The 26624-nt window shown below is 71.3% G+C and carries 29 protein-coding genes; 15 read left to right on the top strand and 14 right to left on the bottom strand.

Going from position 1 to position 26624, the window contains the following annotated elements; translation table 11 throughout:
- Positions 1 to 100: 100 nt before the first annotated feature.
- Positions 101 to 388, bottom strand: a complete 288-nt coding sequence (locus ABT294_RS39100) for an ArsR/SmtB family transcription factor (RefSeq protein ID WP_350811479.1) — start codon at positions 386 to 388, stop codon at positions 101 to 103.
- A gap of 99 nt (positions 389 to 487) precedes the next feature.
- Between ABT294_RS39100 and ABT294_RS39095 the strand changes: the two genes are divergently transcribed.
- Positions 488 to 1366 (top strand): TIGR03620 family F420-dependent LLM class oxidoreductase, encoded by an 879-nt coding sequence (locus tag ABT294_RS39095; protein WP_350811478.1) that lies wholly within the window; start codon positions 488 to 490, stop codon positions 1364 to 1366.
- Between the two features lie 134 nt (positions 1367 to 1500).
- Entirely contained in the window at positions 1501 to 2355 is an 855-nt protein-coding gene (gene purU / locus ABT294_RS39090; RefSeq protein WP_350811477.1) for a formyltetrahydrofolate deformylase, read from the top strand.
- Positions 2356 to 2387: 32 nt separating this feature from the next.
- Here the strand turns inward: purU and ABT294_RS39085 are convergent, their stop codons facing one another.
- Together ABT294_RS39085 and ABT294_RS39080 are read right to left on the bottom strand one after the other, a co-directional pair.
- The gene (locus ABT294_RS39085; RefSeq protein ID WP_350811476.1) at positions 2388 to 3539 is read right to left on the bottom strand and encodes a WD40 repeat domain-containing protein; all 1152 of its coding nucleotides are present in this window, start codon (positions 3537 to 3539) and stop codon (positions 2388 to 2390) included.
- A complete protein-coding gene (locus ABT294_RS39080) occupies positions 3536 to 4066 on the bottom strand; it encodes a SigE family RNA polymerase sigma factor (protein WP_350811475.1) in 531 nt (176 codons plus the stop codon). The genes ABT294_RS39085 and ABT294_RS39080 overlap by 4 nt, the downstream gene beginning before the upstream one ends.
- 115 nt (positions 4067 to 4181) lie before the next feature.
- On the opposite strand from ABT294_RS39080, the gene ABT294_RS39075 reads away from it, so the two are divergent.
- Together ABT294_RS39075 and ABT294_RS39070 are read left to right on the top strand one after the other, a co-directional pair.
- Complete coding sequence (locus ABT294_RS39075) at positions 4182 to 4553, top strand: YciI family protein (protein ID WP_350811474.1); 372 nt, start codon at positions 4182 to 4184, stop codon at positions 4551 to 4553.
- On the top strand, positions 4550 to 5767 hold the full coding sequence (locus ABT294_RS39070) for an RNA polymerase sigma factor (protein WP_502912204.1): 1218 nt from the start codon (positions 4550 to 4552) through the stop codon (positions 5765 to 5767). The genes ABT294_RS39075 and ABT294_RS39070 overlap by 4 nt, the downstream gene beginning before the upstream one ends.
- Before the next feature lie 67 nt (positions 5768 to 5834).
- Here the strand turns inward: ABT294_RS39070 and ABT294_RS39065 are convergent, their stop codons facing one another.
- The 3 genes from ABT294_RS39065 to ABT294_RS39055 are packed head-to-tail and all read right to left on the bottom strand — an operon-like array spanning position 5835 to position 9043.
- Complete coding sequence (locus ABT294_RS39065; protein ID WP_350811473.1) at positions 5835 to 6185, bottom strand: VOC family protein; 351 nt, start codon at positions 6183 to 6185, stop codon at positions 5835 to 5837.
- Between the two features lie 4 nt (positions 6186 to 6189).
- Positions 6190 to 6981, bottom strand: coding sequence for a helix-turn-helix domain-containing protein (locus ABT294_RS39060; RefSeq protein ID WP_350811472.1), 792 nt, complete (start codon positions 6979 to 6981; stop codon positions 6190 to 6192).
- A 7-nt stretch (positions 6982 to 6988) separates the two neighbouring features.
- Entirely contained in the window at positions 6989 to 9043 is a 2055-nt protein-coding gene (locus ABT294_RS39055; RefSeq protein ID WP_350811471.1) for a prolyl oligopeptidase family serine peptidase, read from the bottom strand.
- A gap of 294 nt (positions 9044 to 9337) precedes the next feature.
- Between ABT294_RS39055 and ABT294_RS39050 the strand changes: the two genes are divergently transcribed.
- The 3 genes from ABT294_RS39050 (at position 9338) to ABT294_RS39040 (ending at position 10935) form a co-directional block, all read left to right on the top strand.
- A complete protein-coding gene (locus tag ABT294_RS39050; protein WP_350811552.1) occupies positions 9338 to 9844 on the top strand; it encodes an HNH endonuclease in 507 nt (168 codons plus the stop codon).
- A 76-nt stretch (positions 9845 to 9920) separates the two neighbouring features.
- The gene (locus tag ABT294_RS39045) at positions 9921 to 10730 is read left to right on the top strand and encodes a GNAT family N-acetyltransferase (protein ID WP_350811470.1); all 810 of its coding nucleotides are present in this window, start codon (positions 9921 to 9923) and stop codon (positions 10728 to 10730) included.
- A gap of 4 nt (positions 10731 to 10734) precedes the next feature.
- Entirely contained in the window at positions 10735 to 10935 is a 201-nt protein-coding gene (locus ABT294_RS39040; RefSeq protein ID WP_350811469.1) for an FmdB family zinc ribbon protein, read from the top strand.
- Here the strand turns inward: ABT294_RS39040 and ABT294_RS39035 are convergent.
- From ABT294_RS39035 to ABT294_RS39020, 4 genes are all read right to left on the bottom strand, one after another.
- Complete coding sequence (locus tag ABT294_RS39035; RefSeq protein ID WP_350811468.1) at positions 10932 to 11813, bottom strand: serine hydrolase; 882 nt, start codon at positions 11811 to 11813, stop codon at positions 10932 to 10934. The two genes, ABT294_RS39040 and ABT294_RS39035, sit on opposite strands and share 4 nt — an antisense overlap.
- A gap of 65 nt (positions 11814 to 11878) precedes the next feature.
- The gene (locus ABT294_RS39030) at positions 11879 to 12373 is read right to left on the bottom strand and encodes a WYL domain-containing protein (RefSeq protein WP_350811467.1); all 495 of its coding nucleotides are present in this window, start codon (positions 12371 to 12373) and stop codon (positions 11879 to 11881) included.
- 171 nt (positions 12374 to 12544) lie between these two features.
- Positions 12545 to 14383 (bottom strand): dihydroxy-acid dehydratase, encoded by a 1839-nt coding sequence (ilvD, locus tag ABT294_RS39025; protein WP_350811466.1) that lies wholly within the window; start codon positions 14381 to 14383, stop codon positions 12545 to 12547.
- 123 nt (positions 14384 to 14506) lie between these two features.
- The gene (locus ABT294_RS39020; RefSeq protein ID WP_350811465.1) at positions 14507 to 15313 is read right to left on the bottom strand and encodes a thioesterase family protein; all 807 of its coding nucleotides are present in this window, start codon (positions 15311 to 15313) and stop codon (positions 14507 to 14509) included.
- A 62-nt stretch (positions 15314 to 15375) separates the two neighbouring features.
- Here ABT294_RS39020 and ABT294_RS39015 point away from each other — a divergent pair, with 62 nt between their 5' ends.
- Positions 15376 to 16059 carry a TetR/AcrR family transcriptional regulator gene (locus tag ABT294_RS39015; RefSeq protein ID WP_350811464.1) on the top strand — a complete coding sequence of 228 codons (684 nt, stop codon included), beginning with the start codon at positions 15376 to 15378 and terminating at the stop codon, positions 16057 to 16059.
- On the opposite strand, the gene ABT294_RS39010 is transcribed toward ABT294_RS39015, so the two are convergent.
- Positions 16056 to 16883 carry a nuclease-related domain-containing protein gene (locus tag ABT294_RS39010; RefSeq protein ID WP_350811463.1) on the bottom strand — a complete coding sequence of 276 codons (828 nt, stop codon included), beginning with the start codon at positions 16881 to 16883 and terminating at the stop codon, positions 16056 to 16058. The genes ABT294_RS39015 and ABT294_RS39010 overlap by 4 nt on opposite strands.
- Positions 16884 to 17023: 140 nt before the next feature.
- On the opposite strand from ABT294_RS39010, the gene ABT294_RS39005 reads away from it, so the two are divergent.
- The 4 genes from ABT294_RS39005 (at position 17024) to ABT294_RS38990 (ending at position 20890) form a co-directional block, all read left to right on the top strand.
- Positions 17024 to 18430, top strand: a complete 1407-nt coding sequence (locus ABT294_RS39005; protein ID WP_350811462.1) for an amidase — start codon at positions 17024 to 17026, stop codon at positions 18428 to 18430.
- 53 nt (positions 18431 to 18483) lie between these two features.
- The gene (locus tag ABT294_RS39000) at positions 18484 to 19176 is read left to right on the top strand and encodes an FHA domain-containing protein (RefSeq protein WP_350811461.1); all 693 of its coding nucleotides are present in this window, start codon (positions 18484 to 18486) and stop codon (positions 19174 to 19176) included.
- A 136-nt stretch (positions 19177 to 19312) separates the two neighbouring features.
- A complete protein-coding gene (locus ABT294_RS38995) occupies positions 19313 to 19666 on the top strand; it encodes a hypothetical protein (RefSeq protein ID WP_350811460.1) in 354 nt (117 codons plus the stop codon).
- 828 nt (positions 19667 to 20494) lie between these two features.
- Positions 20495 to 20890 (top strand): VOC family protein, encoded by a 396-nt coding sequence (locus tag ABT294_RS38990; protein WP_350811459.1) that lies wholly within the window; start codon positions 20495 to 20497, stop codon positions 20888 to 20890.
- 263 nt (positions 20891 to 21153) lie between these two features.
- Here the strand turns inward: ABT294_RS38990 and ABT294_RS38985 are convergent, their stop codons facing one another.
- The gene (locus ABT294_RS38985; protein ID WP_502912203.1) at positions 21154 to 22902 is read right to left on the bottom strand and encodes a serine/threonine-protein kinase; all 1749 of its coding nucleotides are present in this window, start codon (positions 22900 to 22902) and stop codon (positions 21154 to 21156) included.
- A 91-nt stretch (positions 22903 to 22993) separates the two neighbouring features.
- Between ABT294_RS38985 and ABT294_RS38980 the strand changes: the two genes are divergently transcribed.
- Positions 22994 to 23284 (top strand): hypothetical protein, encoded by a 291-nt coding sequence (locus ABT294_RS38980; RefSeq protein WP_350811457.1) that lies wholly within the window; start codon positions 22994 to 22996, stop codon positions 23282 to 23284.
- Between the two features lie 6 nt (positions 23285 to 23290).
- Positions 23291 to 23653, top strand: coding sequence for a DUF5130 family protein (locus ABT294_RS38975; protein ID WP_350811456.1), 363 nt, complete (start codon positions 23291 to 23293; stop codon positions 23651 to 23653).
- A gap of 129 nt (positions 23654 to 23782) precedes the next feature.
- Here ABT294_RS38975 and ABT294_RS38970 read toward each other — a convergent pair whose 3' ends face one another.
- Positions 23783 to 24775, bottom strand: a complete 993-nt coding sequence (locus ABT294_RS38970; protein WP_350811455.1) for a hypothetical protein — start codon at positions 24773 to 24775, stop codon at positions 23783 to 23785.
- Between the two features lie 91 nt (positions 24776 to 24866).
- On the opposite strand from ABT294_RS38970, the gene ABT294_RS38965 reads away from it, so the two are divergent.
- On the top strand, positions 24867 to 24998 hold the full coding sequence (locus ABT294_RS38965) for a hypothetical protein (protein ID WP_350811454.1): 132 nt from the start codon (positions 24867 to 24869) through the stop codon (positions 24996 to 24998).
- A gap of 138 nt (positions 24999 to 25136) precedes the next feature.
- On the opposite strand, the gene ABT294_RS38960 is transcribed toward ABT294_RS38965, so the two are convergent.
- The gene (locus tag ABT294_RS38960; RefSeq protein ID WP_350811453.1) at positions 25137 to 26411 is read right to left on the bottom strand and encodes a serine/threonine-protein kinase; all 1275 of its coding nucleotides are present in this window, start codon (positions 26409 to 26411) and stop codon (positions 25137 to 25139) included.
- Between the last annotated feature and the right edge of the window lie 213 nt (positions 26412 to 26624).

Here is a 26624-nt window from a genome sequence, read left to right as displayed (position 1 = left end):
GCCGAGTAGTACACGTTGTGTACTATGGCTGGATCGTGCCTTTGTGTCGGAGTCGCACCCGAGAGGGTGGCGGGTCGCCCTCGTGTCCGGCGAGGCCCGCTCAGGGCGCCTCCTCCTCCAGTACCAGCGAGAGCAGGCCGGGGAAGCGGCTGTCGAACTCCTGGCGGCGGAGGCGGTTGAGGCGGCGGGTGCCCTCGTCGCGCTGCTCCAGGAGGCCGACGTTGCGCAGGACCGTGAAGTGGTGGCTGAGCGTGGACTTGGCCACCGGCAGGTGGGTGAACGTGCCGCAGGGGCGCGACCAGTCGGGAGAGCCCGCCAGCTCGCGCACGATGCCGCGGCGGACAGGGTCGGCGAGCGCGTCGAGGGCCGCCTGTAGCGACACCTCCACGGGGGACGTGTGGCTCGGGGCGCGTGTTCTGTTCGACGGCGGTCGAACGTCGGTGTACTGTTCCATCTCGATCGAACATCTTAGTCGGGAGGAACCGTCATGCACACCGGTCACGTCGGGGTCTGGCACCCCCTGCTCAGCAGGGCCCCCGTGCAGCAGGTTCGCCGCGCCGCCGCGGAGATCGAGGAGCTGGGCTACGGGGCGCTGTGGGCGCACGAGGCGCCGGGCACCAAGGAGCCGTTCGTCAACGCCGCGCTGCTGCTCGCCGCCACCGAGCGCGTCGCCGTGGGCATCGGCATCGCCAGCATCTGGGGCCGCGACGCCACCGCGACGGCGGCGGGCTGGGCGACTCTGGCCGAGGCCTTCCCCGGGCGGTTCCTGCTCGGCCTCGGGGTCAGCCACAGCCCGCTGGTCAGCGGCCGCGGTCACACCTACGCCAAGCCGCTGGCGGCGATGCGCGCCTACCTCGACGGCATCGACGCGGCCAAGCCGGAGGTGCCCCAGGGCGACGCCCCCAGGCTGCTGGCGGCGCTCAAGCCGAAGATGCTGGAGCTTTCCCGCGACCGGGCCGAGGGCGCGCACACCTACTTCGTCCCGCCCGAGCACACCGCGCTGGCCAGGCAGATCCTCGGCCCCGACCGGCTCCTGGTGCCGGAGCAGGCCGTGGTCATCGAGACCGATCCCGCCAGGGCCCGCGAGATCGCCCGCACGTACATGTCGTACTACCTGGTGCTGCCCAACTACCTCAACAACCTGCGCGACCTCGGCTTCACCGACGACGACTTCGCCGACGGCGGCAGCGACCGCCTCGCCGACGCGATCGTGGCCTGGGGCGACGCCGAGACGGTCGCCAGGCGGGTCCGCGACCATCTCGCCGCGGGCGCCGACCACGTGGCCATCCAGCCCCTGTCGCCGCTCTCCGACCTCGACGACGCCCTGATCCAGCTGAAGGCCCTCGCCCCGGCCCTGGGCCTGTAACCGCCGTCCGTCGCGGGTCTTTTGAGCGGGCGCGCGGAAGGTCGCGATCCGGGCGGCGGGCGCGAGAGACAGCCGGTAACCTGCACAGATCGGCCTCAAGGCACCCAACGATTCACGTCCGCGAGAGTGAAGGCATGAGCAGTCCCGCCGAGTACGTCCTGACCTTGTCCTGCCCCGACCGGCCGGGTGTGGTGGCCGCCGTCTCCGGGCTGCTGGCCGGACGCGGCTGCAACATCATCGAGAGCCAGCAGTTCGGCGACCGGATCGGCCAGCGTTTCTTCATGCGCGTGCAGTTCTCCGCCGTCGTCGGCGAGGACGATCTCGGCGGCGCCTTCGCCGCCCTGGCGCCAGACTTCGGGATGGAGTTCAAGCTCCGGAACGTGGCCACCAAGCCCCGGGTGCTCATCATGGTCAGCAAGTTCGACCACTGCCTGAACGACCTGCTCTACCGGGTCCGCTCGGGCGGCCTCGACATCGAGATCGTCGCGGTCGCGTCCAACCATCCCGACCTGCGGCCGCTCACGCAGTCGTACGGCGTCGACTACCACCACCTGCCGATCACCCCCGACACCAAGCCCAGACAGGAGGCGGAGGTGCTGGCGCTCGTGGAGCACTACCAGGTCGACCTGGTGGTGCTGGCCCGCTACATGCAGGTCCTCTCGGAGGGGCTGTGCGCGAAGCTGGCGGGGCGGGCCATCAACATCCACCACTCGTTCCTGCCGTCCTTCAAGGGCGCCAAGCCGTACCACCAAGCCCACGACCGGGGCGTCAAGCTCATCGGCGCCACCGCTCACTACGTGACGTCCGACCTCGACGAGGGGCCGATCATCGAGCAGGAGGTGGCCCGCGTCAACCACAGCCACTCCCCCGAAGACCTCGCCGCGATCGGCCGCGACGTGGAGCGCGTCGCCCTGGCCAGGGCGGTCAGGTGGCACGCCGAGCAGCGCGTCCTGCTCGACGGCCACAAGACCGTCGTCTTCCCTCGCTGACGCCGGAACCTGGTCGCCGGAGCCCGGGCTCGTCAGAACCCCGGGATCGAGAGGTCGCCCGCCCAGCCCCGGTAGGTGTACTTGGCGCGTTCGCGCACCTTCCCGGTATTGACGTCGATCCCGTAGACGACCTCGCCCAGCATCGGCGTGCCGTCCTCAGACCGTGGGCCACGGGCCGCGTCGCTGACGGCCACCTCTGTGGGGCTGAGCCAGCCGCCCAGCCGGGGGGTGAAGTCTTTCGGCGCGTCGCGGAACGTGACCTTGGTCAAGGTCTTTCCGGTCGTGGCGTCGAGGGTGGCGACGGCGTTGTCCGGGCTGAACATCCCGTTGCCGTCGTCCTTACGGCCATCCAGGTAGGCCATGGTGTGCTCATCGGGCGCCGGTACCGTGATGTCGTCCCAGGGCTTGCCGATGGTGAGGGGCGTCACCTTCCCGTCGGACATCAGGCCCAGGCCGTCGGCTAGGTCGCTCATCACGACCGAGGTGCCCCCGCTGGCCACCCTCCGCACCCGCCAGCCGTTCGGCGGCTCGGTCAGTTGCCCGGTCTCTACGTCCACGACCGCGTCCAGCCGGTCCGGGCCGTTCACACCCAGGTAGCGCCCGTCGGGTGACAGCGTCAGCAGGACGCCGGACCTCACCATCGCCTGCCGGGTGACGGTCAGCGGTGCCAGCCAGATCTGGCCACCGGCCAGGTCGCGGACCGCGAACGTCCGGTCCTTCTCGCTGTAGTAGGCGATCCGCCGCCCGTCCGGGGTGATCACCAGCGGCGCGCCGGTGTTCATGTAGTTGTCGGCGGTCTGCTCGGTGTAGACGCTCGTCGCCTCCGGCACCCTGAACCTCTGGCCGGTTCTGGTCACCAGTTGCCACTGGGCGCAGTTCTGGCCCGCGAAGGTGTGGGTGTTCTTCCGGTAGTCCCACTTCCTGCCGCAGAAGTCGTAGTAGGCGTAGGCGGCCGGGTCCACGCCGGAGGCGGGCAGGACGTCGGTGACCTGGGTGCTGGTCGTGGCGCCTCTGGAGCCGTCCACCAGGATGGCCGCGCTCACTGCCAGCGCCGCCAGCGCGGCCACCACGGAGGCGAAGGTCGTCGTCTTCTGCCGCCGCGCGCCGCGCACAGCCCGCTCGGCCAGGTCGACCTGGGGCGCCTCGGCGGCGAGCAGCCGGAGTTCGTCGCGAAGCCTGGTCATGGGGCAGCCTCCTGAGGGTCCGCGTCGCGGAGCAGGTCGGCCAGCTCGGGCGCGAGGACGCGCAGCCAGCCGAGGGCGTGGTTGGTCTGGCTCTTGACCGTGCCCGGCGAGCAGCCGAGCAGGTAGGCGGTCTCCTCGATGCTGCGGTCCTCGTAGAAGCGCAGCACCAGGACGGCCCGCTGGCGGCGCGTCAGCCGCAGGAGGGCGTCACGCAGCGCCAGCCGGTGCAGGCTCTCGTCTCCGGTATCGCGTCCTCGCCCGCTTTCCGGCGGGTGCGCGGTAGGTGTCTCGACGCGCCCGCGCCTGCGCCGGTACCACGAGACGTGCTCGTTGATCAGCGCCTTGCGCACGTACGCCTCGGGGTCGCCGTTGGCGGCCAGCCGCCTCCAGTGCCTGGCCGTCCGCATGAGCACGGTCTGCAGCAGGTCTTCGGCCTGCGGGGCGTCACCGGTGAGCAGGTACGCGGTCCGCATCAGGGCCTGCTGGCGGCCGCGCACGAACTCCCTGAAGCCCTCGTATGGATCCATCTGTCTCCCTTCACCCGTTATGACACGCAGATCGGGGCATGGACGTTGGAAGCTGCGCGGCCCCGTTTCGGCATGGTTGGCTGAGACCGGTTCGACAGCGGAGCGGAGGAGTCGGGTGAAGTACCTGATCATGGTCTATGGCAACCCGGAGTCGCGGGCGATGTGGGAGGCGATGCCCGAGGCCGACCGGTACGCGGGTCTGCGCGGGCACGCCGAGCTGACAGAGCGGCTGGCCGCGTCCGGGGAGCTGATCGTTTCGGAGGCGCTGGCCGACCCGTCGCGGGCGACGCGTGTGCAGGTGAGCGAGGGCAGGACGATGCCGACCGACGGGCCGTTCGCCGAGGTCAAGGAGCATCTGGCGGGGTTCTACCTGGTCGAGTGCGCCAGCCGGGAGCGGGCGGTCGAGTACGCCGCCCAGGTGCCCGAGGCCGCGCTGGGCCTGGTGGAGGTCCGGCCTGTGGTCGAGCTGGGGGAGCTCGCCGGGTGAACGAGGTGGGGCTGCCGGGGGTCGAGGGGCTGCTGAGGGAGTTGGCCCCGCACGTCCTGGGCGCGCTGCTGAGGCGCGACGGCGACTTCGACGCGTGCGAGGACGCCGTGCAGGAGGCGCTGCTGGCCGCCGCGGTCCAGTGGCCCTCCGAGGGAGTGCCCGCCAGCCCCAGGGGCTGGTTGATCACGGTGGCGTCGCGGCGGCGGACGGAGATGTGGCGCGCCGACTCGGCCCGTCAGCGGCGCGAGGAGCGGGCCGCCTCGCTGGCCCCGACGGGGGAGGACCCCGCGCCCGCGGCGGATGACACGCTGACGCTGCTGCTGATGTGCTGCCACCCGTCACTCACCCAGCCGTCGCAGGTGGCGTTGACGCTGCGGGCCGTCGGCGGGCTGAGTACGGCCGAGATCGCCCGCGCGTTCCTGGTGCCGGAGGCCACCGTCGCGCAGCGCATCAGCCGGGCCAAGCAGCGGATCAAGCAGAGCGGTGCCAGGTTCGTCCTGCCGGCGCTCGCGGAACGTCCCGAGCGGGTGGCCGCCGTGCTGCACGTGCTCTATCTGATCTTCAACGAGGGGTACACGGCCAGCTCGGGGCCGAGCCTGCACCGGGTCGAGCTGACCGCCGAGGCGATCCGCCTGACCCGGCAGCTACGTGAGCGGCTGCCGGGAGATGGCGAGGTGGCCGGGCTGCTGGCGCTCATGCTGCTCACCGACGCCCGCCGCCCCGCGCGGACGGGCCCCGACGGAGCCCTCGTGCCGCTCGCCGAGCAGGACCGCGGCCTGTGGGACGCCCGCGCCATCGCCGAAGGCGTCGACCTGGTCAGCCGGGCTCTGCCGACAGGCCCGGTCGGGCCGTACCAGCTCCAGGCGGCCATCGCCGCCGTGCACGACGAGGCGGCCCGCGCGGCCGACACCGACTGGCCCCAGATCCTGGGCCTGTACGACCTGCTCGGCGGCCTCACGCCGGGCCCGATGGTGACGCTCAACCGGATCGTCGCCGTCGCCGAGGTGCACGGCCCGCAGGTGGCCCTGGAACACCTCGCCGAGGCGGAGGCCGACCCGGCGCTGTCCGGCCACCACCGGGTCGAGGCCGTCCGGGCGCACCTGCTCGACCGGGCGGGCGAGCACGAGGCGGCCCGCGCCGCGTACCGGCTCGCCGCCCGGCGCACGCTCAGCCTCCCCGAGCGCCGCTACCTGGACTCACGCGCCGGGACGTGAGCGCGCCCCCACGGCCATGACCCCGGGCCGGGTTTCCGGTCTGCTGGGGGCTCGCCGCGAGGGCGGCCTACGGCCGGTAGGTTCCGAAGTACCAGGTGTTGCCCTGCGGGTCCTTGCAGGCGTAGTCGCGCGAGCCGTAGTCCTGGTCTGTGAGCCCCATGGTGATCTCGGCCCCCGCCGCCTTGGCCCTGTCGTGGTGGGCGTCCGCGTCGTCCACCGCGATGTAGACGCCGGGCCCGCCCGGACTTCCCTGGCCGAGCATGACGATGTCGTCCTCGACGAGCAGCTCGGCGTGGACGATCGCGCCCTGTTCGTTCTTGGACACCTCGTGGACCTGGAACCCGAACGCGGCGGTCAGGAAGTCGATGGCCGTCTGGCAGTCGTGGTAGCGGGCGAGCGCGTAAACGGTTCGTTTCATGCCGTCAGTCTCCGCCGTCCGCCCCGGCAGATCTTGGACGAATCTGACCGGGCGTGGCGCCGCCCAGCGCCCTGCATTCGCGGTTCAGGTGCGCCTGGTCGTAGAAGCCGCACTCGGCGGCGACCGTCGCGATCGGCGTGCCCGACCGCAGCAGCGCCGCGGCCCGGTGGAAGCGGATCACCCGGGCCGCCGTCTTGGGTGTCAGCCCCACCTGGTCGTGGAAGCGGGCGACCAGGTGCCGGTGGCTCCAGCCCAGCGACTCCGCCAGCCCGGCCACCCTGGCGCGTCCGCCCGAGCCGAGGAGCCGTGCCCACGCCCACGGGATCTCCGGCCCGAGCGCCGGGCCCGCCAGGATGCGCGCTGTCAGCAGCCGGTCGAACAGCGCCAGCCGGTCGGGCCATGACGGCGTGCCGGCGAGCCGCTCGACGGCCCGCCGCGCCCACGGCCCGAGCAGGTCCTCGACCGGCAGTACCAGGTTCGTCAGGTGCCGCATCGGCACGCCGGACAGCCGCCTGGCGCCGAACGGCGTGAGGAACGCCTCGACGCCCTCCGTCGGCTCGGCGACCCGGGTCGCGAAGGACCGGTCGCTGAGCCCGACGGCGAACGAGGTGACCCGATCGCCGCCCACCTCCATCGGCGCGCCGAAGCCGAGGATGAGCACCGCGCCGGGCATGGCCGCCTCGTTCCGCGTCACCGGCTCGCCGTAGCGCTCGCTGTAGGCGCTGAGCCTCGTCACGTAGGGCCGCAACGCGGCGCTGGGAGGGGCCTCCACCGATCCCAGCCCGGGCGTGCTCATGCCTCGACTATAGGCCGGTGTACCGGGCCAGGAACGTGAGCGTGTCGGCCGCGAGGTCCACCGACCGGCTCACCGACCGCGCCCCGTGACCCACCTCGGTCTCGTTGCGCAGCAGGATCGGCCGCTCCCCGGACGACGCGTGCTGGAGGGCCGCGCACATCTTCCACGCGTGCAGCGGGTGCACCCGCGTGTCGGACTGGAAGACCGTGAACAGCGTCGCCGGGTACGACACGCCCTGCTCGACGTAGTGGTACGGCGAGTACCCCATCAGCCAGCCGAACTGCTCGGGATCGGCGGCGGAGCCGTACTCGACGTTCCACGTCGCGCCCAAACCGAACTGCTCGTACCGGATCATGTCGAGCAGCGGCGCCGAGCACACGACGGCGGCGTACAGATCAGGACGCTGCGTCAGCGCGGCCCCCACCAGCAGCCCGCCGTTGGACCCGCCGGAGATCCCGAGTTGGTCGGCCGTGGTGACGCCGGTGGCGATCAGGTGCTCGGCCGCGGCGTGGAAGTCGTCGAAGACGTTCTGCTTGCTGGCGAGCATGCCCGCGCGGTGCCAGTCCTCGCCCTCCTCGCCGCCGCCGCGCAGGTTCGCGATCGCGTAGACGCCGCCCGCCTCGACCCAGGCCAGCACCGAGGCGGAGTAGCCCGGGGTCATGGAGATGCCGAAGCCGCCGTACCCGTACAGGATGGTGGGCCTGGGGCCGCCGCCGTCGACCGGCGAGATGACCAGCATGCGGACGTCGGTGCCGTCCTTCGACTGGTAGACCACCTGCTCGGTGCGCACGGGCGGCACCTCGACCGCGCCCGGCGAGGTGGCCCAGAGCGTGGTCTCTCCGGTGCGGGCGTCGTAGCGCTGGATGGTCGGCGGCGTGGTGTTGTCGGTGTAGCCGAACCACGCCTCGTAGCCGCCCTCAGGACGCTCGGAGATGCCGCCGATCGTGCCCAGGCCGGGCGTCGGCACCTCGCCGACACGCTCGCCCGTCTCCAGGTCGTGGACGGTGATCTCGCTGATCGCGTGCCTGGTCCAGCCCACCAGCATGACGGGACGTTCCAGGTCGTCGAGGATCGCGAAGTCCGACAGCACCGCCTCGGGATCCTGCGGGATCAGGTCCCGCCAGGACTCGTAGCCGGGCTTCGACGGGTCGGCGACGCAGATCCTGGCCCGCGAGGCGTCGCGGTCGGTGTGGACGTAGAGCCGCCCGTCGCGGCCGAAAAGCAGCCCCGTCTGGGCGTCGACGCCCTCCTGGACCGGCTTCAGCTCCGGCCCGTCGACCGGGGTGACGCTGAGGTCGGCGATCCACAGGTCGTTGCGGGGGGCGGTGCCCTCGCTGGCCGACACCTGCAGCCAGCGGCCGTCGCGGGAGACCGAGACGCCGTAGTAGTTGGTCATCTTCATGCCGTCACCGAAGATCATCACGTCGTCCTCGGTTGACGTGCCGACCCGGTGCAGGTAGATGCGGCGGTGGAACTGCCTCTCGTTCTCCGGCACCTCGGTGCTCGGCAGCCTGCGCACGTAGTAGAACGCCTCGCCGCCGGGCAGCCACGCGATGGGGGAGTAGCGGCAGCGGTCGATCGGACCCTCGACGCGGGCGCCCGTCGCGACGTCCATGACGTACAGGATCGACTCCTCGTCGCCTCCCACCGAGATCTGGTAGGCGAGCAGGCGGCCCTCCTTGTCGGGCTGCACGGCGTCGAGCGTGGTCAGGCCCGACGGGTCGATCTCCATCGGGTCGATCAGGGCCCGCTCGGTGCCGTCGGGTTCGACCACGTAGTAGACGGCGTGCTCCTGGTCGGGGGTGCGACGGCTGAAGAAGTACCGCCCACCCCGCCAGGCGGGCACGCCGACCGAGCCCGACCTGAGCAGCTCGGCGATGCGCTCCTTGAACCGCTGCGGCTCGCTTTCTCCCTTGAACAGTTCGGCCTGGGCGAGCAGCCACTCCGCGGTCTCCGCGCTGTCGGAGTCCTCCAGCCAGCGGTACGGATCGGGCACGGGGGTCTCGTGCAGGACGTCGACGGTTTCGCCGCGGGGGGCGGCGGGGTATGGCTCTCGCGTCATGCCTCGAACCCTATGACAACCTGGATGCCCGCGGACGGGCGTAAAGACCAGGTGATGTGGGCATAAAACGTATCGTGCGTCCCTCTGGTCATTCCGGCTGGAGGTTATGGGGTGGCGGGGACCACGCTTTTAACGCCAGACTTGGGTGACAGGACGGCGCCGTGGTGACCATCCGCTGGGCCGTCCGGCGGAGGTCCACGTGACGGAAGCGACAGTGCCCCAGGAGGGGCCGACAGCCGGGACATGCCGCGGCATGTCCCCTTTGATACGCGCTCAGCGGGGAGAAGCCCGATGATGCGCCAGGTCCTGCTGCTGAATGCCACCTACGAGCCACTCACCACTCTGTCCATGCACCGTGCCATCGTGCTGGTGTTGCGGGAGAAGGCCGACGTCGTGCACCGCGACGGCCGGGGCGCGGTCCTGCGCTCCGCCAGCCGCACGCTCGACGTCCCCTCGGTGATCCGGCTGAGAAGATATGTCCGCATCCCCTACCGGTCGCGTATCCCCCTGACCAGGGCCGCTCTCATGCGGCGCGACGACTACCGCTGCGCCTACTGCGGCCAGCGGGCCGAGACCATCGACCATGTCATCCCTCGGTCGCGGGGTGGCGCTCACACCTGGGAGAACTGCGTCGCCTCGTGCACGCCGTGCAACCACAGGAAGGCGGACAAGTTCCTGGACGAGCTGGGGTGGACCCTACGTGTCGCCCCCGCGGTGCCACGGGGCGCCCACTGGAGGCTGATCGGCGCGTCACTCGTCGGAGACCCCCAATGGGCGCCCTACCTGGAAGCCGCCGCCTGACCGATCGGGCCCGGGATCCTGTCCCGGGCCCGATATCTTTTTGTGCTCGTCCGCCGGGTGCTGCCAAGCTTCCGTCATGTGGACCTTCACCGCTGACGCCGAGGAGTACGCCGCGGCGGCGGAACCCTTCCTGCTCTCCGACCCCGAGGGCAACACCGTCCCCCTGAGCGTCCTGGCCGGCATCCGCGCGGGCATGCCCGCGAAGGACGCCTACTTCGGCTGGTGGACCGTCGACGGGGAGGTACGCGGAGCGGCGTTCCGCACGCCCCCGAAGCCGGTCGGGCTGGCCCGCATGCCGGTGGAGGCGATCGTCCCGCTCGTGGAGGCGCTGCGCGGCGAGATCCCGGAGGTGATGGGGCCACTGGAGCTGACCGACGCGGTCACGGCCGCGCTCGCCAGGCCCGCCGACGTCGTGTCGGAACGCCTCTACCGGCTGGGCACGCTGACCACCCCCGACGTGCCCGGCCGCGGCCGGCCGGCGGTGGCGGGCGACTTTCCGCTGCTGGTGAGCTGGTACCAGGCGTTCGGTGTCGAGGTGGCCATGAGCGACTCCGAGGACGTGGCCCAGCGGGTCGAGCACCGCCTGACCGCCCGCGAGCTGTTCCTCTGGGAGGACGACGGCGTGCCCGTGGCGTTCGCCGGGCTGTCACCCGAGTCCGGCGGCGTGTGCCGGATCGGCCCCGTCTACACGCCGCCCGCACGGCGCAGGCGCGGCTACGGGGCCGCGGTGACGGCCTTCGTCAGCCACGCCGCCCTGGAGGAGCGCTGCAAGCAGGTGGTGCTGTTCACGGACCTGGCCAACCCGACGAGCAACTCCATCTACCAGTCGATCGGGTACGAGCCCGTCTCCGACTATGCGCACGTGAGCTACCGGCCGCTAACCTGAGGTCATGCCGCGTTACGACTTCCGCTGCCGCGCCTGCGGCTCCACGTTCGAGGTGTCGCGTCCCATGGCCGCCTCCGACGCCCCGGCCACCTGCCCCGAGGGCCACGACGACACGGTCAAGCTGCTCTCCACGGTCGCGATGACCGGTGGCGCCGCCCCTCGCGGCGGCGGTGGGGGTTGCTGCGGCGGCGGGTGCTGCGGCTAGCCTGCCGCCCGCCGGGCGTGTCCGTCCGGGGGGTGAGTGATCGCTCCGTGCCGCCAGGCAGGTGGGCGGGTGATCGCCCGCACCGTCAGGCGGGCCACCCGCTCGACCGTCGCGATGCCCGCCTTCCGGGTCGGGCTGCGCTCTGACAGCACGGCGACCAGCAGCTCGTGGCCGTCCGCGACGAGCAGCCCCACGCTGTTGACCGTCCACAGCCCGCCGTGCACGCGGGCGGGCAGCCAGCCGTTCTTGAGCGCCCACCCGCCGTCGGCCGCCGCGCTCACACCCCACGCCTGCCGCCTGGTCACCGACGACATCAGGCGCACCGCGTAGCGGCGGTTAGCGGCGTTCACCGGGCCTGTCGCGGCCGTGAGCCTGTCGAGCACCTTCACCTGGTCCGACGGCTTGCTGCGGGTCGCGCCCCAGTACAGGCCCGGCCCCGGCACGGTGTCACGGACGCCGAGCCTGTGCAGCTCTCTGGCCAGCCCCGCGCGGCCGCCGATCGCCAGGTAGAGCTCGTGCGCGCAGTCGTTGTCGCTGAACCGGATCATGCGCGCGGCCAGCTTGCGCTCGTCGTCGCTCAGTCGCCGGTGCTCGCGCTGCGCCCTGAGCAGCAGCGCCAGCAGGATGTCGACCTTGGCTACGCTGGCCAGCAGGAACGGGACCCGCTCCCGGTAGGCGTAGCCGGTGGACGTGGTCCGGTCGAGCACCGCCACCGCCGCCCGCCCGGGACGCCGGTGGAGATAGCGGGTCAGCGACCGGTCGAGCCGCCGCTCAGCGTCGGGCGGCGGCCCGGCCTCCCGCTCCACCGCCGCCCGCGCGGGCGACGCGGGCGCGGTGACCAGCAGGGCGACGACGAGCGAGATCTCCCGGACGCGCATGTGCGGGAGCCTGCCAGTCGCCGCCCCAACGCCCGGGGGGCGAACGGGTCAAGCGCCGGCCAGATCTACGCGGCCTTGGCGCGCTTGCGCCGCTGGAACGGCAGGAACCGGTCGGCCAGATGCGGCCTGGACGGGACCAGGGTCGGCTCGACGGCCAGCACCCGGTCGAACCTGAACGCCCTGATGGCCCTGCGCATGCGGCACACGCCCACCAGGTACCAGTACTCGCGGTGGACCAGGCAGGTCACCGGCTCGACGTCGCGCGCCGTGACGTTGCCGGCGGCGTCGCGGTAGTGGAGGCGGATCATCATCCGGCTGGTGATCGCGTCGGCGATCAGCCGGGCCCGGGACGCCACCTCGACAGGCAGCGGCTCGGTGAGTGTCGTGAGGGTGGTGGCGATGACGTCGTCGTCGAGTTCGAGGTGTTCGAACGCGTGCTGCAGGCCGCGCCTGGCGGTGACGGCCTGCGGGCCCGACCCGAGGTGGGCCAGGGAGAGGGCGAGGGCGGCGATCTCGGCGGTCGTCAGCGGGCGGGTGTGGGGCTTCACGACTGTAGCCATACCCCTACCATAGAGATCGCCACCGACATTTTTCGAAAGCCTGTACGGCAAGCAACCCTGTTCGTACCTTATGGCAACGGTGACCTACCCAGGAGGTTCGAACGCCCGTGCGGTGCTCCCGAACGCTCGAATCACCGATGTCGGGGGCGCCGGTGGGCGCCCCCGAAGCCCCTACCTCGACAGCTGCGACAGGTCGCGGGAGGCGCCCGTCGACGCCGACGTGGTCATCGCCGCGTACGCCTGGAGCGCGACGCTGACCGGGCGGTTGCGGTCGCGCGGCCGGTAGCCGCCCAGGTCGGCCAGCAGCCGCTCCCGGCGGGCGGCCAGCTCGGGCTCCGGCACCCGCAGCTCCATCGACCGGTTCGGGATGTCGATCGCGATGATGTCGCCGTCCTCGACCAGGGCGATCGCGCCGCCCTCGGCCGCCTCGGGCGAGGCGTGGCCGATCGACAGCCCGGACGTGCCGCCCGAGAAACGGCCGTCGGTCACCAGCGCGCACGCCTTGCCCAGACCCTTGCCCTTGAGGAACGACGTCGGGTACAGCATCTCCTGCATGCCGGGGCCGCCCTTGGGGCCCTCGTACCGGATGACGACCACGTCGCCCTCCTTGACCCGCCCGCCGAGGATGCCCTCCACGGCCTGCTCCTGCGACTCGAACACCACCGCGGGCCCGCTGAACCGCCAGATCGACTCGTCGACTCCGGCCGTCTTCACCACGGCGCCGTCGCGGGAGATGTTGCCGTACAGCACCGCCAGCCCGCCGTCGGCGGTGTAGGCGTGCTCCAGGTCGCGCACGCACCCGGCGGCGCGGTCGAGGTCGAGGGAGTCCCAGCGGTTGTCCTGCGAGTACGCCTTCACCGTGCGGACATTGCCCGGCGCGGCGTGCCACAGCTCGACGGCCTCCGGCAGGACGGAGGGCGAGCGCGGGTCCCAGGCGGCGAGCATGTCGCCGAGGGTGCCGCCGTTGACCGTGGGGACGTCGCGGTGCAGCAGCCCGGCCCGGTCCAGCTCGCCCAGGATGGCGGGGATGCCGCCCGCGCGGTGGACGTCCTCGATGTGGTACTTGTTCGTCGCCGGGGCCACCTTGCACAGGCACGGCACCCGCAGCGAGATCTCGTTGATCTCCTTGAGGCCGAAGTCGACCTGCGCCTCGCGGGCGGCGGCCAGGATGTGCAGGATCGTGTTGGTCGAGCCGCCCATCGCCACGTCGAGCGTCATCGCGTTCTCGAACGCCTCGCTGGTGGCGATCGAGCGCGGCAGCACCGACTCGTCGCCGTCCTCGTAGTAGCGGCGGGTGATCTCGACGAGCTGGCGGCCGGCGTCCTCGAAGAGCTGCTTGCGGGCCTTGTGCGTGGCCAGGATCGTGCCGTTGCCCGGCAGCGCCAGGCCCATCGCCTCGGCCAGGCAATTCATCGAGTTGGCGGTGAACATGCCCGAGCACGAACCGCAGGTCGGGCAGGCGTTCTCCTCCATCTCCAGCAGTTCGTCGTCGGAGACCGAGGAGTCGGCGGCGGCGATCATCGGGTCGACCAGGTCGAGCTTGCGGGTCGGCGTCTTGCCCGCCTCCATCGGCCCACCCGAGACGAAGACGGTCGGGATGTTCAGCCTGAAGGCGGCGAGCAGCATGCCCGGTGTGATCTTGTCGCAGTTGGAGACGCAGATCAGCGCGTCGGCGCAGTGGGCGTTGACCATGTACTCGACCGCGTCGGCGATCAGCTCGCGCGACGGCAGCGAGTAGAGCATGCCGCCGTGCCCCATTGCGATGCCGTCGTCGACCGCGATCGTGTTGAACTCGCGCGGGATCGCGCCGGCCTCGCGGATCGCCGCCGACACCACGTCGCCGACCTCGCGCAGGTGCACGTGCCCCGGGACGAACTGGGTGAAGCTGTTGGCCACCGCGATGATGGGCTTGCCGAAGTCGCTCCCGGCTACGCCGGTCGCCCGGAGCAGGGCCCGGGCACCGACCATGTTCCTGCCGTGGGTGACCGTACGTGACCTGAGGGCGGGCATGCGCTTCTCCCATCGCTAACGAGTCTTCCCATGGTACGAGGTCGCGCCCGGTACCTGAGACGGCTGTCCAGAAAGCGGACGGCCAGCTCCGGAATGCGTGCGCCCCGGTCCCGGGATGGAGCCCTAGGCGGGCACGCGCACGGCGGCTAGCTGGGTGGCCTGGCCCACCAGGCGGCCCTTGTCGTCCCAGACGTGGGCCACCTCGTCCATGCGGTCGCCGCCGACGTCCGTGGCGTGCAGCCTCACCCGGACCGGGCCCGGGGCGGGCAGTCGGCGGATGTAGGCGGAGAACTGGATGGTGGGCATCCAGCCGGGCAGGCCCAGGTCGTAGGAGACGGGCGGCACCGGGTCGAGGGCGACGAGCAGGCTGAGCGGGTCCCAGTCGGAGCCGTCGGCCAGCCGCTGCCAGGTGGCGATGACGCCGTTCCTGGAGGGCGCGCCGAAGGCGAAGGCGAGGTGCGCGGGGTCGATGTGCTCCTCGACCACGTCCATCAGCGGGACGGTCATGTCCGCGCCTGGCGGGTCGGTGGGGGCGAGGAAGCACTCCTCCCTCGGGGGCAGCCGCACCGGTTCGGCGGCCGTCCACCAGGGGTCGGCGTCGTCCAACCGGCCGAGGGTGATCAGCGCCTCCACGCACGGCCTGTCCCGTTGCGTCAGCGTCGCCGTGACCTGGGCGACGCTCCTGCCGACGCGCAGCGTCCGCACGCGCACGGTGGCGGGGCCCGGCTCGGGCGGTTCGACGAAGGAGCCGCTCACGGCCGTCACGTGCGGGTGCTCGGCGCCCGCGCTCTCGACGGCGGCCCGGCCCAGCACCGCCAGCAGGTATCCGCCGTGCAGCCTGGCGCCGATGCTCCACTGCGCGTCGAGCGTGGCCTGGTACTCGTCCGCGCCGTGCGCGGTCAACGCGGTCGCTTCCCGAAAAGTCCCCATCTGACCCCTTCCGCAGGGGATCAGATTGACATCGTTAACCTGACAGCGTCAACCTGAGTTCCATGACCACCGCGAGACGCGTGCGCGCCCGGCGCGGCGAGGGCGCGCTGCTGCGCGAGGAGATCCTGCGAGCCGCCGAGGACCTGCTGGCCGAGGCCGGCACCGAGGACGCGCTCACGCTGCGCGCCGTCGCCCTGCGCGCCGGAGTCTCCACGCCCTCGGTCTACCTGCACTTCACCGACAAGGAAGCGCTCGTCGAGGCCGTCTGCCTGCGAGTCTGGGACGAACTGGGCAGGCTCTTCGCCGAGAGCTCCGTCGGCGACCCGTTCGTCGCCCTGGGCAACTGCGGACGCGCCTACGCCCGGTTCGCCCTCGACCACCCCGTGCAGTACCGGGTGCTGATGATGCGCCCGTCGGCCGGCGAAGGCGTGCCTCCCGCCGCCGCGACCTGCTTCGGACACATGGTCGACAGGGTCGCCGCCTGCGTCGCGACCGGGGTCCTGCAGGGCGAGCCGGAGGCGCTCGCGCTCGGCCTCTGGTCGGCCGTGCACGGGTGCGTGTCGCTGCTCATCGCCCAGCCCTCCTTCCCCTGGCCCGAGGACAGGGAGGCGCTGATCGCGCACATCGTGCGCATGGCGGGGCTCGGCGCCGCGCTCGTCACCCGAGTGCCGCGGACGCTCCCGCCCAGCACGGAACTGGCCGCCGGCCTCGACGCCTTCGGCGGCCGGCTGACGCCTGGCTGCTAGCCCTCGCCGTACCTGGCGGGGAGCACCTGGGCGGCGATCTCGTACAGCCGGTCGATCTCGGCGTCGGTCAGGGCCCGCTCCCGCTTGGTGATCCACTTGCGAGCGCGGGCGCCCTCGTAGACGTCCACGCCGCGGATCGTCATGATCTTCCACGGCACCGGCGGCCCGTAGATCGCCAGCGACGGCACGACGGAGACCTCGCGCCCGTACGCCTTGCTGATCAGCTCGCTGGCCTGCGAGGCCTCCCATTTGGCCTCGGTCAGGCGGGGTTTCATGTCGAACGGCCCGTGGAAGAGCTTCTTGCCCATCTGGACGCGTACCGGCAGCCGCTTGTCCCACTTCTCGGAGTCGACCGCGTACACGCCCGTCGGGCCCACCACCAGGTGGTCGATCTGCGCCTCGCTGCCCGGGATCGCCCTGGCGTGCAGCGTGCGGTAGCCGCTGCGCTCCAGCTTGCGGAGCTGCGCCTCGGTGCGCCGCTCAGCCACGGAGGCGCGCCGCCAGGCAGGCACGGTTGAGGACGAGCGCGCCCGGTAGACCGTGTCGAGGATGGCCGCCACCACGGCCGCTGTCACGCCAACCCGCCAGTCGCGCACCAGGAAGCCCACGACGAGCCCGACGCCGATCGCCAGCAGCGCGCGGTTGCGCAGCCGACGGTAGCGCGGCTGCTGGAGCAGGCTGCGCACGGACGCGCGCTCTACCGGCGCGTACGTTGACGTGGTGGGCGCCGAGGGTTTGGCGGTGGTCTGCTCGCCTTCGGGCCGATCGCTCACCCAGATAGGGGACGAGTTGTGACCGTCTTCTCGCTGGTTGTCGGAGTCCACGCAACTCACCGTAGCCCGCGGGTTTGATTGATTCCTAGTGTTGCCCTGTCCATAGTTTTATGGCCCAGCTCACCGTGTTCTACGCCCCATTGCGGGGTATCTATTACGTTCTTCGCCAGAGATCCCTAGTGTGCAGAAGCGTGCGAGAACTTCACGAGCTATCTGCTCTCGAGCAGGCGCAAGCCATCCGTGACCAGGACATTTCGCCGGTCGAGCTCACCCAGCACTACCTCGACCGGATCGAGCGCATCGATCCCGAGGTGGGCGCGTACGTGACCGTGACCGCCGAGAGGGCACTCGACCAGGCCCGCCGCCTGGAGAAGGAGCTGCCAGACGGACCGCTCGCCGGAGTACCGATCCCGATCAAGGATCTTAACCTGGTGAAGGACGTCCCGATCATGTTCGGGTCGGCGACATACCGGGACTTCGTCGCACCCGTGGACGACACGGTGGTGGAACGCCTGCGCGAGGCCGGCACCGTCATGCTCGGCAAGACCGCCACCCCCGAGTTCGGCCTGCCCTGCTACACCGAGACCTTCCTCTCGCCGCCCGCCCGCACCCCGTGGGACCTCAGCAGGTCCGCGGGCGGGTCGAGCGGCGGCGCGGCGGCCGCGGTGGCCGCCGGGCTGGCACCCGCCGCGCAGGGCAGCGACGGCGCGGGCTCGATCCGCATCCCCGCCTCGGTGTGCGGCCTGTACGGCATCAAACCCACCCGTGGCCGGATCAGCTTCGCCCCGATCATCCCCGACCTGGCGGGAATGAGCACGAACGGGCCCATCGCACGCACGGTGGCCGACGCCGCGGCGCTGCTCGACGTCATGGCGCACCACAGCCCCGGAGACCTGTTCCACGCGCCGCCGCACGACGGCACCTTCCTGGAGCACGCCACCCGCGACCCCGGACGGCTGCGCATCGCCCGCTACGCCCGCCCAGCGGTGCCGGACGCCGAACTCGATCCGGACGTCCTGGCCGCCTACGAGGACGCCGCCGCCACGCTCGCCGCGCTCGGCCACGAGGTGGTCGACATCGACCCGCCGTTCGGCCCCGACATCGTGCCGCAGTTCGTCACCATGTGGTACGTCTTCGCGTGCATGCACCCTGTCGCCGACCACCAGAGCGACCAGCTCAGGCCGCTCACCAGGTGGCTGCGCGAACGCGGCACGGCCACCTCCGCCCCGGCCTACGTACAGGCCCAGGCGTCGCTCCAGCTCGCCACCAGGGCCGCGCTCGCCGTCACCGACGCCTACGACGCGGTGCTCACGCCCACCGTCACCCAGCAACCCCGGCCCGTGGGCTGGTTCGAGGACGTGGACGACGTCCAGGAGACCTTCGAGCGGATGAAGCGGTTCGCCGCCTTCCCCGCGATCTACAACGTCACCGGGCAGCCCGCGGTGAACCTGCCCCTGCACTGGACCGCTGACGGCCTGCCGATCGGCGTCATGCTGGCGGGCAGGATCGGCGGCGAGGCCACACTGATCTCGCTGTCGGCCCAGGTCGAAGCGGCCAGAGGCGGCTTCTGGGGCGACCGCAGGCCGGCCGTCTGGTGACCCTGGAACCTTACAGCTAGGCGGACGTAGAGCGAGGTCGTACAACCATGCGCATGCACACCGTCCTCATCCAGACCGACACGGCCGTGGCGGCCGAGCTCAGGCCCGGCGAGGCCGCCACGTTCGGACGCGGAGCCAAGGACGTCCCGGTCGACATCGTGGTGGCCGACCGGGCCGTGTCACGCCTGGCCGGACGCATCGAGGCGGTCGAGGACTACTGGCACATCAGCAACCTCAGCACCGACCGCACCTACGTCGTGGAGAACCCCGAGGGCGGCGGCGAGTTCGTCAAGGTGCCGCCGCTGCGGATCGGCATGCCGGTGCCGTTCGAGTTCTCGCGGGTGATCCTGCCGGCCGAGCACGGGACGACCGGGTTCCTGGTGTTCGCGCCCGAGCACGTGTACGGCACCGCCACCAGCCTCGGGTCGGGGGCGACCACGATGAACGTCTTCCCGCTCGACCGGACCGCCAAGTACTTCCTCATCCTGGTCGCGCTCTGCGAGGCCAGGCTGCGTGACCCGTCGAGCACGGTCGTCCCGACGGTGCCGCAGCTCATCGAGCGGCTGGCCGGGCACCACCTGACGAGGAGCGGCGTCAACTTCCACATCGACTACCTGGCCAGGAACAAGCTCAAGGTCAAACAGGCCGACGAGGTCGGGAAGGCCGACTGGCAGCGGGCCGCCCTGATCAACCTGGCCCTCCGCTTCGACCTGGTCACCGACGCCGACCTCCGCCTCTTACCCTGACCCGCTGCTCCGGCGTGATCGGATCTCCGCCTCCTGCCCTGACCTGCCACTCCGCCAGTCGATCCGGGTGGGGTCCGTCTCCGGGTCGGCTAATGGCTGTCCGCAGGTTCTTCAACCCCGGGTTACCGTCGGGCGCGTGGACTCCTCCGAGACCTCTGCTCTTGAGGACGAGCCCAAGGGCGAGAGGGCCGACGCCGAGCTGTTGTACCAGTTCGCCTTGCAGACCTTCGACAATATCGGCTACGAGAAGGCCACAGCGGCTGAACGGGCTGCGCAGGCACCCTCCGAGCGGTTGGCCATTGCGCAGCTGCTGGTGCTACAGGCGATCTACCACGAGCTGCGCCACGGCAGCCACCATCCAGTACACGGTGCGGATCGGTTCCGCCAAGCCTCGACTGCTTGGCGGGAATTCTCGGCCGGATATGACCAAGCCCCAGATGCGGAGAAGCCCGCCCCAGGCAAGAGCCTGAGGTATGGAGGTTTGATCTAGATGCACCAATAGTGGCTGGTGCCACTCACGGCGTCATTGGAGACCGTCTGCCCTCTCGCCACCACCGTCAAGGTGGTGACGGTGAAGTAAGAGAACTCACTTGATGGGTGGTAGGTGCACTTGTAGTGGGCTTCCGACCGAGACGCTCGTCCTGTACTGCAGGAGTGCTTGGTCGGTCCCGTCCCGACCCGTGTCTCGGACCCGTCAGCGTTGATCCGGTACAGGAAACTCGTGGTGGCACAGGCTGACGGCTTCTCACTGGTGCAGCGTGTGATTTCCCCGGATCCGATGATGTCCTTGCTGGTGGGGGTCAGGGTCACCGGGTGTTCTGCGACGATCCAGCACCCTATGTCACTGGCAGCTATGCCGTCGGTTGGGTCTGCTGTGTCGATCCCGACGAACGCTGTTCCGTCCGGTCCCGGTGGGGTCGTCGACTGAATGGTCGGTGAGGACGTCTCCGGGTTGGGCGGTTCGGTCGAGGCGGAAGCGGGGCCGCCCAGTGAGATGGCCGCCACGATCGCGGCGATAGCCACCACTAATCGTCGTGTGAACGCCATGTTGTATCACTCTCCTTCTAGTATGGGTTTGCGATCAAAGCTCCACGAGCTTCGTAATCCTGGACTATTGTTGCAATAGCGGTTTACGTGGAACTACGGGAAATTTACGGCGTGGGTTTCGCTGGCCTCGTTTCCCGCGCATGCCGCTTCGTCGCAGGTCAGCCGCTATAGTCGCCCCATCGATGCAGCTCGGTGATGGTGACGTGCGAAAAACGGGAGCCAGAGTTTCCGCTCTCGACGGAGAAGGACTCTGCTTGAAAAGATCGGACTTATGACACTCCGGATCCGTTACCTGATGTTGCGGTGCAACCACCCTATGGAGCTCGCCCGCTTTTGGAGCATGGTCCTGGACCGTCCTATCGACTCTGGCCCGAACGGCTGCTGGATCGTCTTGGCCCCCCAAGGTGACCCAGCTGCGTGGTTGTTCGTTCACCATGACCACGCTCATGCCCCAGGAAATACTCATCTCTCTCTACGCCTCAATGCTCCGGACGGGACTCTGGCCGAGGAGGTTGACAGGCTGGTGCACCTCGGAGCGCGGTTGGTGAGTTCGCATGAGCGGGGCCGGGGTCTTGGCTGGGTCACTCTGGCAGATCCCGAGGGCAACGAATTCATCGTCGATTCCAGCGACGCGGAAGTCGCCCAGGCCCAGGCTGGAGAGGGCTGACTCAGGGCGGGCCGCCAACTGGCTACTCCTGTTGCTCCGCATGACCCACACCGAGATCGAGATCACCGCAGAGCCGGTTCGGGATCTGCTGCGCAAGGAGCAACCTGGCTGCCCGCCCTCGCCCCGCGTCTTCCTCTGCCGGTTCCGTCCCGCAGCGCCTCGGCGAGCCCTCCGAGCCCCGTCTCCTGCTCTGACCTGCCACTCCGGCCTGGTCGCCTGCGCCGGCCTTCACCGAACTTCACGGCCTGCGCGGGACCGGCCCGTCAGTCCTGGTACTGATCGCGATATCGCAGGACCTGCGCGACGTGCGCCTTCCACTTCGGCGGCACGCCCTGCTCCCGCCGCACCGGGTCCACGCCGCTCACGAACAGGGCGGCGAGCTTGGCCGCCGGGTCGGCGGGCACGTCGGCGACCTTCGGGCCGAGCGTGCAGAAGAAGCGGCCCATCGCCGGGAACGACAGCTCGGGCGGGAACGGCGGCTTAGGTACCGGATCGTTCGCCCCGTTGGGCTGCCAGAACTGCAGCACCCTGGGAGTCCACCGGGCGATGCCGAACTCGTCGTTGGCGCGGTCGCTCAGGTCGGGGTCGAAGTCGCTGGCCATCTTGACGACCCCGGCGACCAGCGCGGGCGACAGCCCTTCCAGCTCGCACCAGGTGCCCGCCTGCACGATCAGCTTCCGGTACTGCTTGGGGATGTCCGCGTCGGTCCGCAACCCCATGTGCGCTCGCGGGGAGCTGCCCTGGGAGGGCGTGCGGGACACCTGTGTCACGGCCCCCGACGGCTTCTGCTCGACGGACGGCCCGCCGGTGCGCGACGCCAGCACCCCCACGACCACGGCGACGGCCACGGCCACGGCTCCGGCCCCCAGCAGCACCCCCTTGACACGCCCTCCGCCCGCAGGCTCGCCGTCCACGACCGCGTCGCCTACCACCGCGCCGTCCGCGCCGCCTCTGCGGGCGTCGCCACCCGCTCCAGGGCCCGCGCCGCCCACCGCTGCGGCGTCTTCGTGTGCGTCGCCATCCGCACCAGGGCCTGTGCCGACGCCCGGGACGTCCGCACGGGGGTGTTCGCCCTCGCCTGGGCGCGCGGGCGCGTCACCACCCGCATCGGGCCCCCAGCGGGGGGCCAGGTGAGCGGCGGTGTCCGGCTCCGCCGGCGAACCCGCGCCGACCTCCGCTCGGGGATGCTCGCCCGTACTGGCACCCGCTCCGGGAGCCGGGTAGGGGCCGTCCTCGCCCCGCAGGGCCGAGGCGAACTGGGTGACGGTCGGCCAGCGGTGGTCGGGGTCGGGGTCGATGGCCTTCATGATGGCCGCCCCCACCCGCTCCGGGATCTCCTGCCGCAGCCGCTGCGGCGCGAGCCGAACCGCCCCCGAGCCGGGGACCTGCCCGGTGAGCAGGTGGTAGGCCATCGCCCCCAGCCCGTGGACGTCCGCGCGCTCGTCCGGCCCTCCGTCGAGGCGCATCTGTTCCGGCGCCATGTACCCGGGAGAGCCCGCCGCGATGGTGTGGCTGGTGGCGTCGGCCAGCGACCGCGCCACGCCCAGGTCGGCCACCATCAGCCGCTCGCCTCCACCGGCCACCGAGCGGAACAGCACGTTCGACGGCTTGAGGTCGCGGTGGACGATGCCCATGCGGTGCAGCACCTCCACCCCCTCGGCGATCTCGCCGACGATGCGGATCGCCTCGCCCACCGGCAGCGACCCCTCCAGGAGGCGCCCGGCCAGCGACCCCATGTCGGCATACGTCATGACGAAGTACGGCCTGCCGTCCGGCAACTCGCCGATGTCGTGCACCTGGACGATCCTCGGGGAGTCGGCCTGGCGCAGCAGCCTGGCCTCCTTGAGGAAGCGCTCGTTCACCGCCGGTTCGGCCGACCAGTTCTCGGCGAGCACCTTGATGGCGACGTACGAGTCGAGCTGGTCGTCGCGGCCGAGCCACACCGTCGCGAACGCGCCCGTGCCCAAGACGCGTTCGATCGGGTATCTACCGATCGAAGCTGGAGCATCCACAGTTCTGTTGACCTCAGGTGGGGGACCTCGCGTCAAGACTCTCTCACGAGCGGGGCTGGCCGGGCATGCGAACCGGGTCTACGTTCTTGTTGTGAACAGTCCGCTGGAGATTCTGGGCGTCCTCCTCGGGGCGTCTGTTGCCCTGTTCATCCTGATAAGTCTGCTGGTCCTGGTTCCGGGACTGGGCTCGGCACGCAGGTCCGCGTCGGGGCCGGTGTGGCTGGGCGGGCCGTCGCGCAGCGAGCACGGCGTCAGCACCTCGAGCCTGGTGCTGGCCGACCGGGTGGCGCACTGGGCGCAGGTGCCCGAGGCCGACTGGGTGGCGGCGGCGCAGACGTCCGAGCCGGGTCGCCATGTCGGCGGCGCGTCGGCGGGGTGGTGATGAGCGATGCGGGCACTCACCGCGGCACAGGCCGACGACGTCAGACGGGCGCTGCACGCCGCTGAGCGGCGCAGCGGCCTTCGCTTCGGCGCGTTCCTCGGCGAGCCGGTCGGCGGCAGGCGCCACTTCGCCGAACGGCTGCACGCCGCGCTCGGCGACGAGGCGGACGACGCCGTGGTCATCTTCGTGGACGTGACGGGCCGCGCCCTGGAGATCGTGACGGGCGAGAACGCCCGGCGCCGCCTCTCGGACGGCGCGTGCCGGCTCACCGCGATGTCCATGGCGACCGCCTTCAGCGTCGGCGACCTCGTGGGCGGCCTCCTGTACGGCATCAGCGCCCTCGCCGAACAGGCCACCGCGAAACGCTGACCATCCCGAGGAAGCAAGGGGCCGGCCTGCTCTCGGGTTGTGACGCCGGGGAGATGGCCGGCCAAGGGACGTGAGGGCGAACCGGGCGTCGCCTGCGCCCCCGCGGTAGGCGACGCCCTCCTTCTCCTTCTAAGGGAGGGAGGGGGAGCCGTCAGCCTGGAGGGTTCCAGGGTCGAGGCGTTCCAGCAGGCCGACGACGTGCCGGCTGACGCCGCTGAGGAGCGTCGAGGGGGCGATGGGCGCGCCGGCGACGGCCGAGAAGAGCGACGGCAGCCCCGGCAGCGGGAACCCGTCGTCCTCGAGCGCCGCCGCGCCGACGGGGTTCTTGTCGAGCACGGCCCGGCTGCGCTCCCAGGCGTCCAGCACCTCTTCCGGCGACGGCACGCCGAAGCCGTGGCCGACGGGCGCCGCGTGGCGCAGCCGTACCAGCGGGGTCTCGGCGAGCGCCAGCGCGGTACGGGCGCGCTGGTGCAGGTCGGCGCGCGGCTCCGGGGCGATCCAGTCCATGGCCGTGCACGGGTTGCGGCAGGCGGCGACGCAGACGGCCAGCGCTCCGGCCACCTGGCTGTGCTGCCGGTCGAAGTACGCCCGCCACCCCTGGGCGGGTTCGGACGCGACCCGCAACGTCCGGTTGGTGGCCGACTGCTCGGACTTGGTGTGGTCGCACTCGCGGTCGCCGATCACGCCGAACCGGCTCCCGGTGGCGCTCAGCCCGGCGGGCCAGCGCGCGGGGTCGCCCGCGTGGCCGAGGTGCGGTTCGAACGCGAGCAGCGGCAGGTACTCGCTGGCGATGTGCACCGCGGCGATCATCGAGCTCAGCTCGCGCCGATGCCAGCGGATGCCGATCACCTCCAGCAGCAGCCCGTACGCGGGCCGCAGCGACTCCAGCGCGCCGCGGGGCTGCTCGCGCGGGGTCTGGGGCATGTGGCACTCCCGCGCCTGGCGCTTCAGCTCGGCCGGGACGGCCCTGGCCTCCACCGCGAAGTCCTCGGCGTCGAGCGAGAGCAGCCGGTGCCCGAACTCGCACACGTCGGCCACCTCGGCGTTCGGGACGAGCGCCCCGAGGTCGGCGAAGGCGTAGCGACGGGCCAGGGCGACGAGCAGATCCCGAGTCGTGTCCACCTGGTCAGCCTCTCACGGTGCCAGGACGGGCCGGTCCGCCCTGAAAGCTTAGAGATGGCCGAGAAGGTCCTGCCGCGCTGGACTGTCCGTCATGGACATGCACTGGTGGAAAGCCGTCGTCTCCGGAGCCGTGCTCGTGGCGGCCGTGGGCCTGCCCGCCACGGCGGCGCAGGCGAGCGACAGGACCGGCGCGTGGGGCTGGGTGGCCGCCGGGTACGTCTAACACCTCCGACGGGTTCGACGCCGATCCCAGCAGGTACGGCCTGCGCAAGTGCCAGCACGACTTCGGGTGATCCAGCGTGGGGCGGCCTGGGGGGCGTCGGCCACCTTGAGGACCTGTCACCCGACAACCGATCGCCTGTCAGGGGCAAGGGGCCTTGATGCACTGGATGTCGCCCGGTGGCCTGCTGGCCGTGGGTTCCGCGGTCGGCTCAGCGGGGCCCGGGGTGGTGGGCTGGTGCGTGGGCTCGGGGGCGCTCGTCGGCGTCACGGTGGGGACGCTGACCGTGGGGGAGACGGTGACCGTCGCGGTGGGCTTCGGCTTGCGCGTGGCGCTGGGACGGGCGCTGGGCAGGCCCTTGGCGGGTGGGGCCTGGTGCCGCCTGCGCGCCGGGCCGGTCGCCGTCGTCGCGACCCTGGCGGGCTCACTGGCGAGCGGGGCGACGCCGGACTGCTGGGCGCCGTCGTCGGGACGGACCCACACCGACCCGGCGACGGCCGCGGTGACCGTGACGGCGGCGGCCATGGCCAGCACCGCCGACAGCGCCCGGCGGCGACGGCGAGGCACGGGCGGGGAGCCGGGGGAGGCGTCGGGGACGGCGACGGCCTGCCGGGCGGCCCGCGCCATCTCGGCGGCCGACGCCCAGCGCCTGTCGGGCGACTTCTCCAGCGCCCGTGTGACGACCTGGCGCGGCCCGGGAGGCACGTCGCCGGGCAGGTCGGGGGTGGGCGCGTGGAGGTGCTTGTAGATGATCTGGACGGGGGTGTCGCCCGCGAACGGCAGCCGGGCGGTCAGGCACTCGTAGGCGACCACGCCGAGCGCGTACACGTCGACGGAGGGGGTCACCTGGCTCGCCGTGGCCAGTTCGGGGGCGCAGTAGCCGGCGCTGCACAGCATGGCGCCGGTCGCCGTCAGATGGCCGGCGGAGGCCGAGCGCGCGATGCCGAAGTCGGTGAGCGCGACGCCGCCGCCCGGCCTGATCATCAGGTTGGCCGGTTTCACGTCGCGGTGCACGATGCCCTGCTCGTGCGCGGCCGCGAGCGCGTCGGCCACCTCGGCGACCAGTCGCATGGTGGTCACGGGGTCGAGCGGGCCGCGACGCAGGACGCGGTCGAGCGACTCGCCCTCGACCAGCTCCATCACCAGGAAGCTCACCCGGCGCCCGTCGACCTGGCAGGTGCCGTAGTCGTAGACGTCGACCACGCCGGGGTGCCTGAGCGTGGCCATGGCCCTGGCCTCGTTCTGGAACCGCCGGACGAACGTGGCGTTGTCCGTCAGAGCGGGCATCAGCACCTTGACCGCCACGGCCCGGCCGAGGACGGTGTCGTCGGCATGCCAGACCTCGCCCATACCGCCGCCACCGAGGCGGCGGGCCAGCACGTAGCGGTCGCTGAGCGTGGTCCCCGGTCCGAGCACGTATTCGAGGCTAACACCGGGAGGCCGATGGCACCGACGGAATCGGCACCACAGGAAGCGGCGTATTTCCCAAGATCAGCGGGTGTTCCCGTGCTGGAAGCCGCCTGTCGTGGTGCGCACCGCGCCGCGCCCGGCCGTAACCGAGGGCACGGGTGCTCCTCTCAGGGTTCGAACACGGGGAGAGGCCCGGCCGGCGTTCGGCCCGTGCAGAGC

It is taken from the genome of Nonomuraea sp. NPDC000554, from assembly GCF_040300065.1.
GTDB lineage: Bacteria > Actinomycetota > Actinomycetes > Streptosporangiales > Streptosporangiaceae > Nonomuraea.
This window is presented reverse-complemented; position numbering and strand designations above follow the sequence as displayed.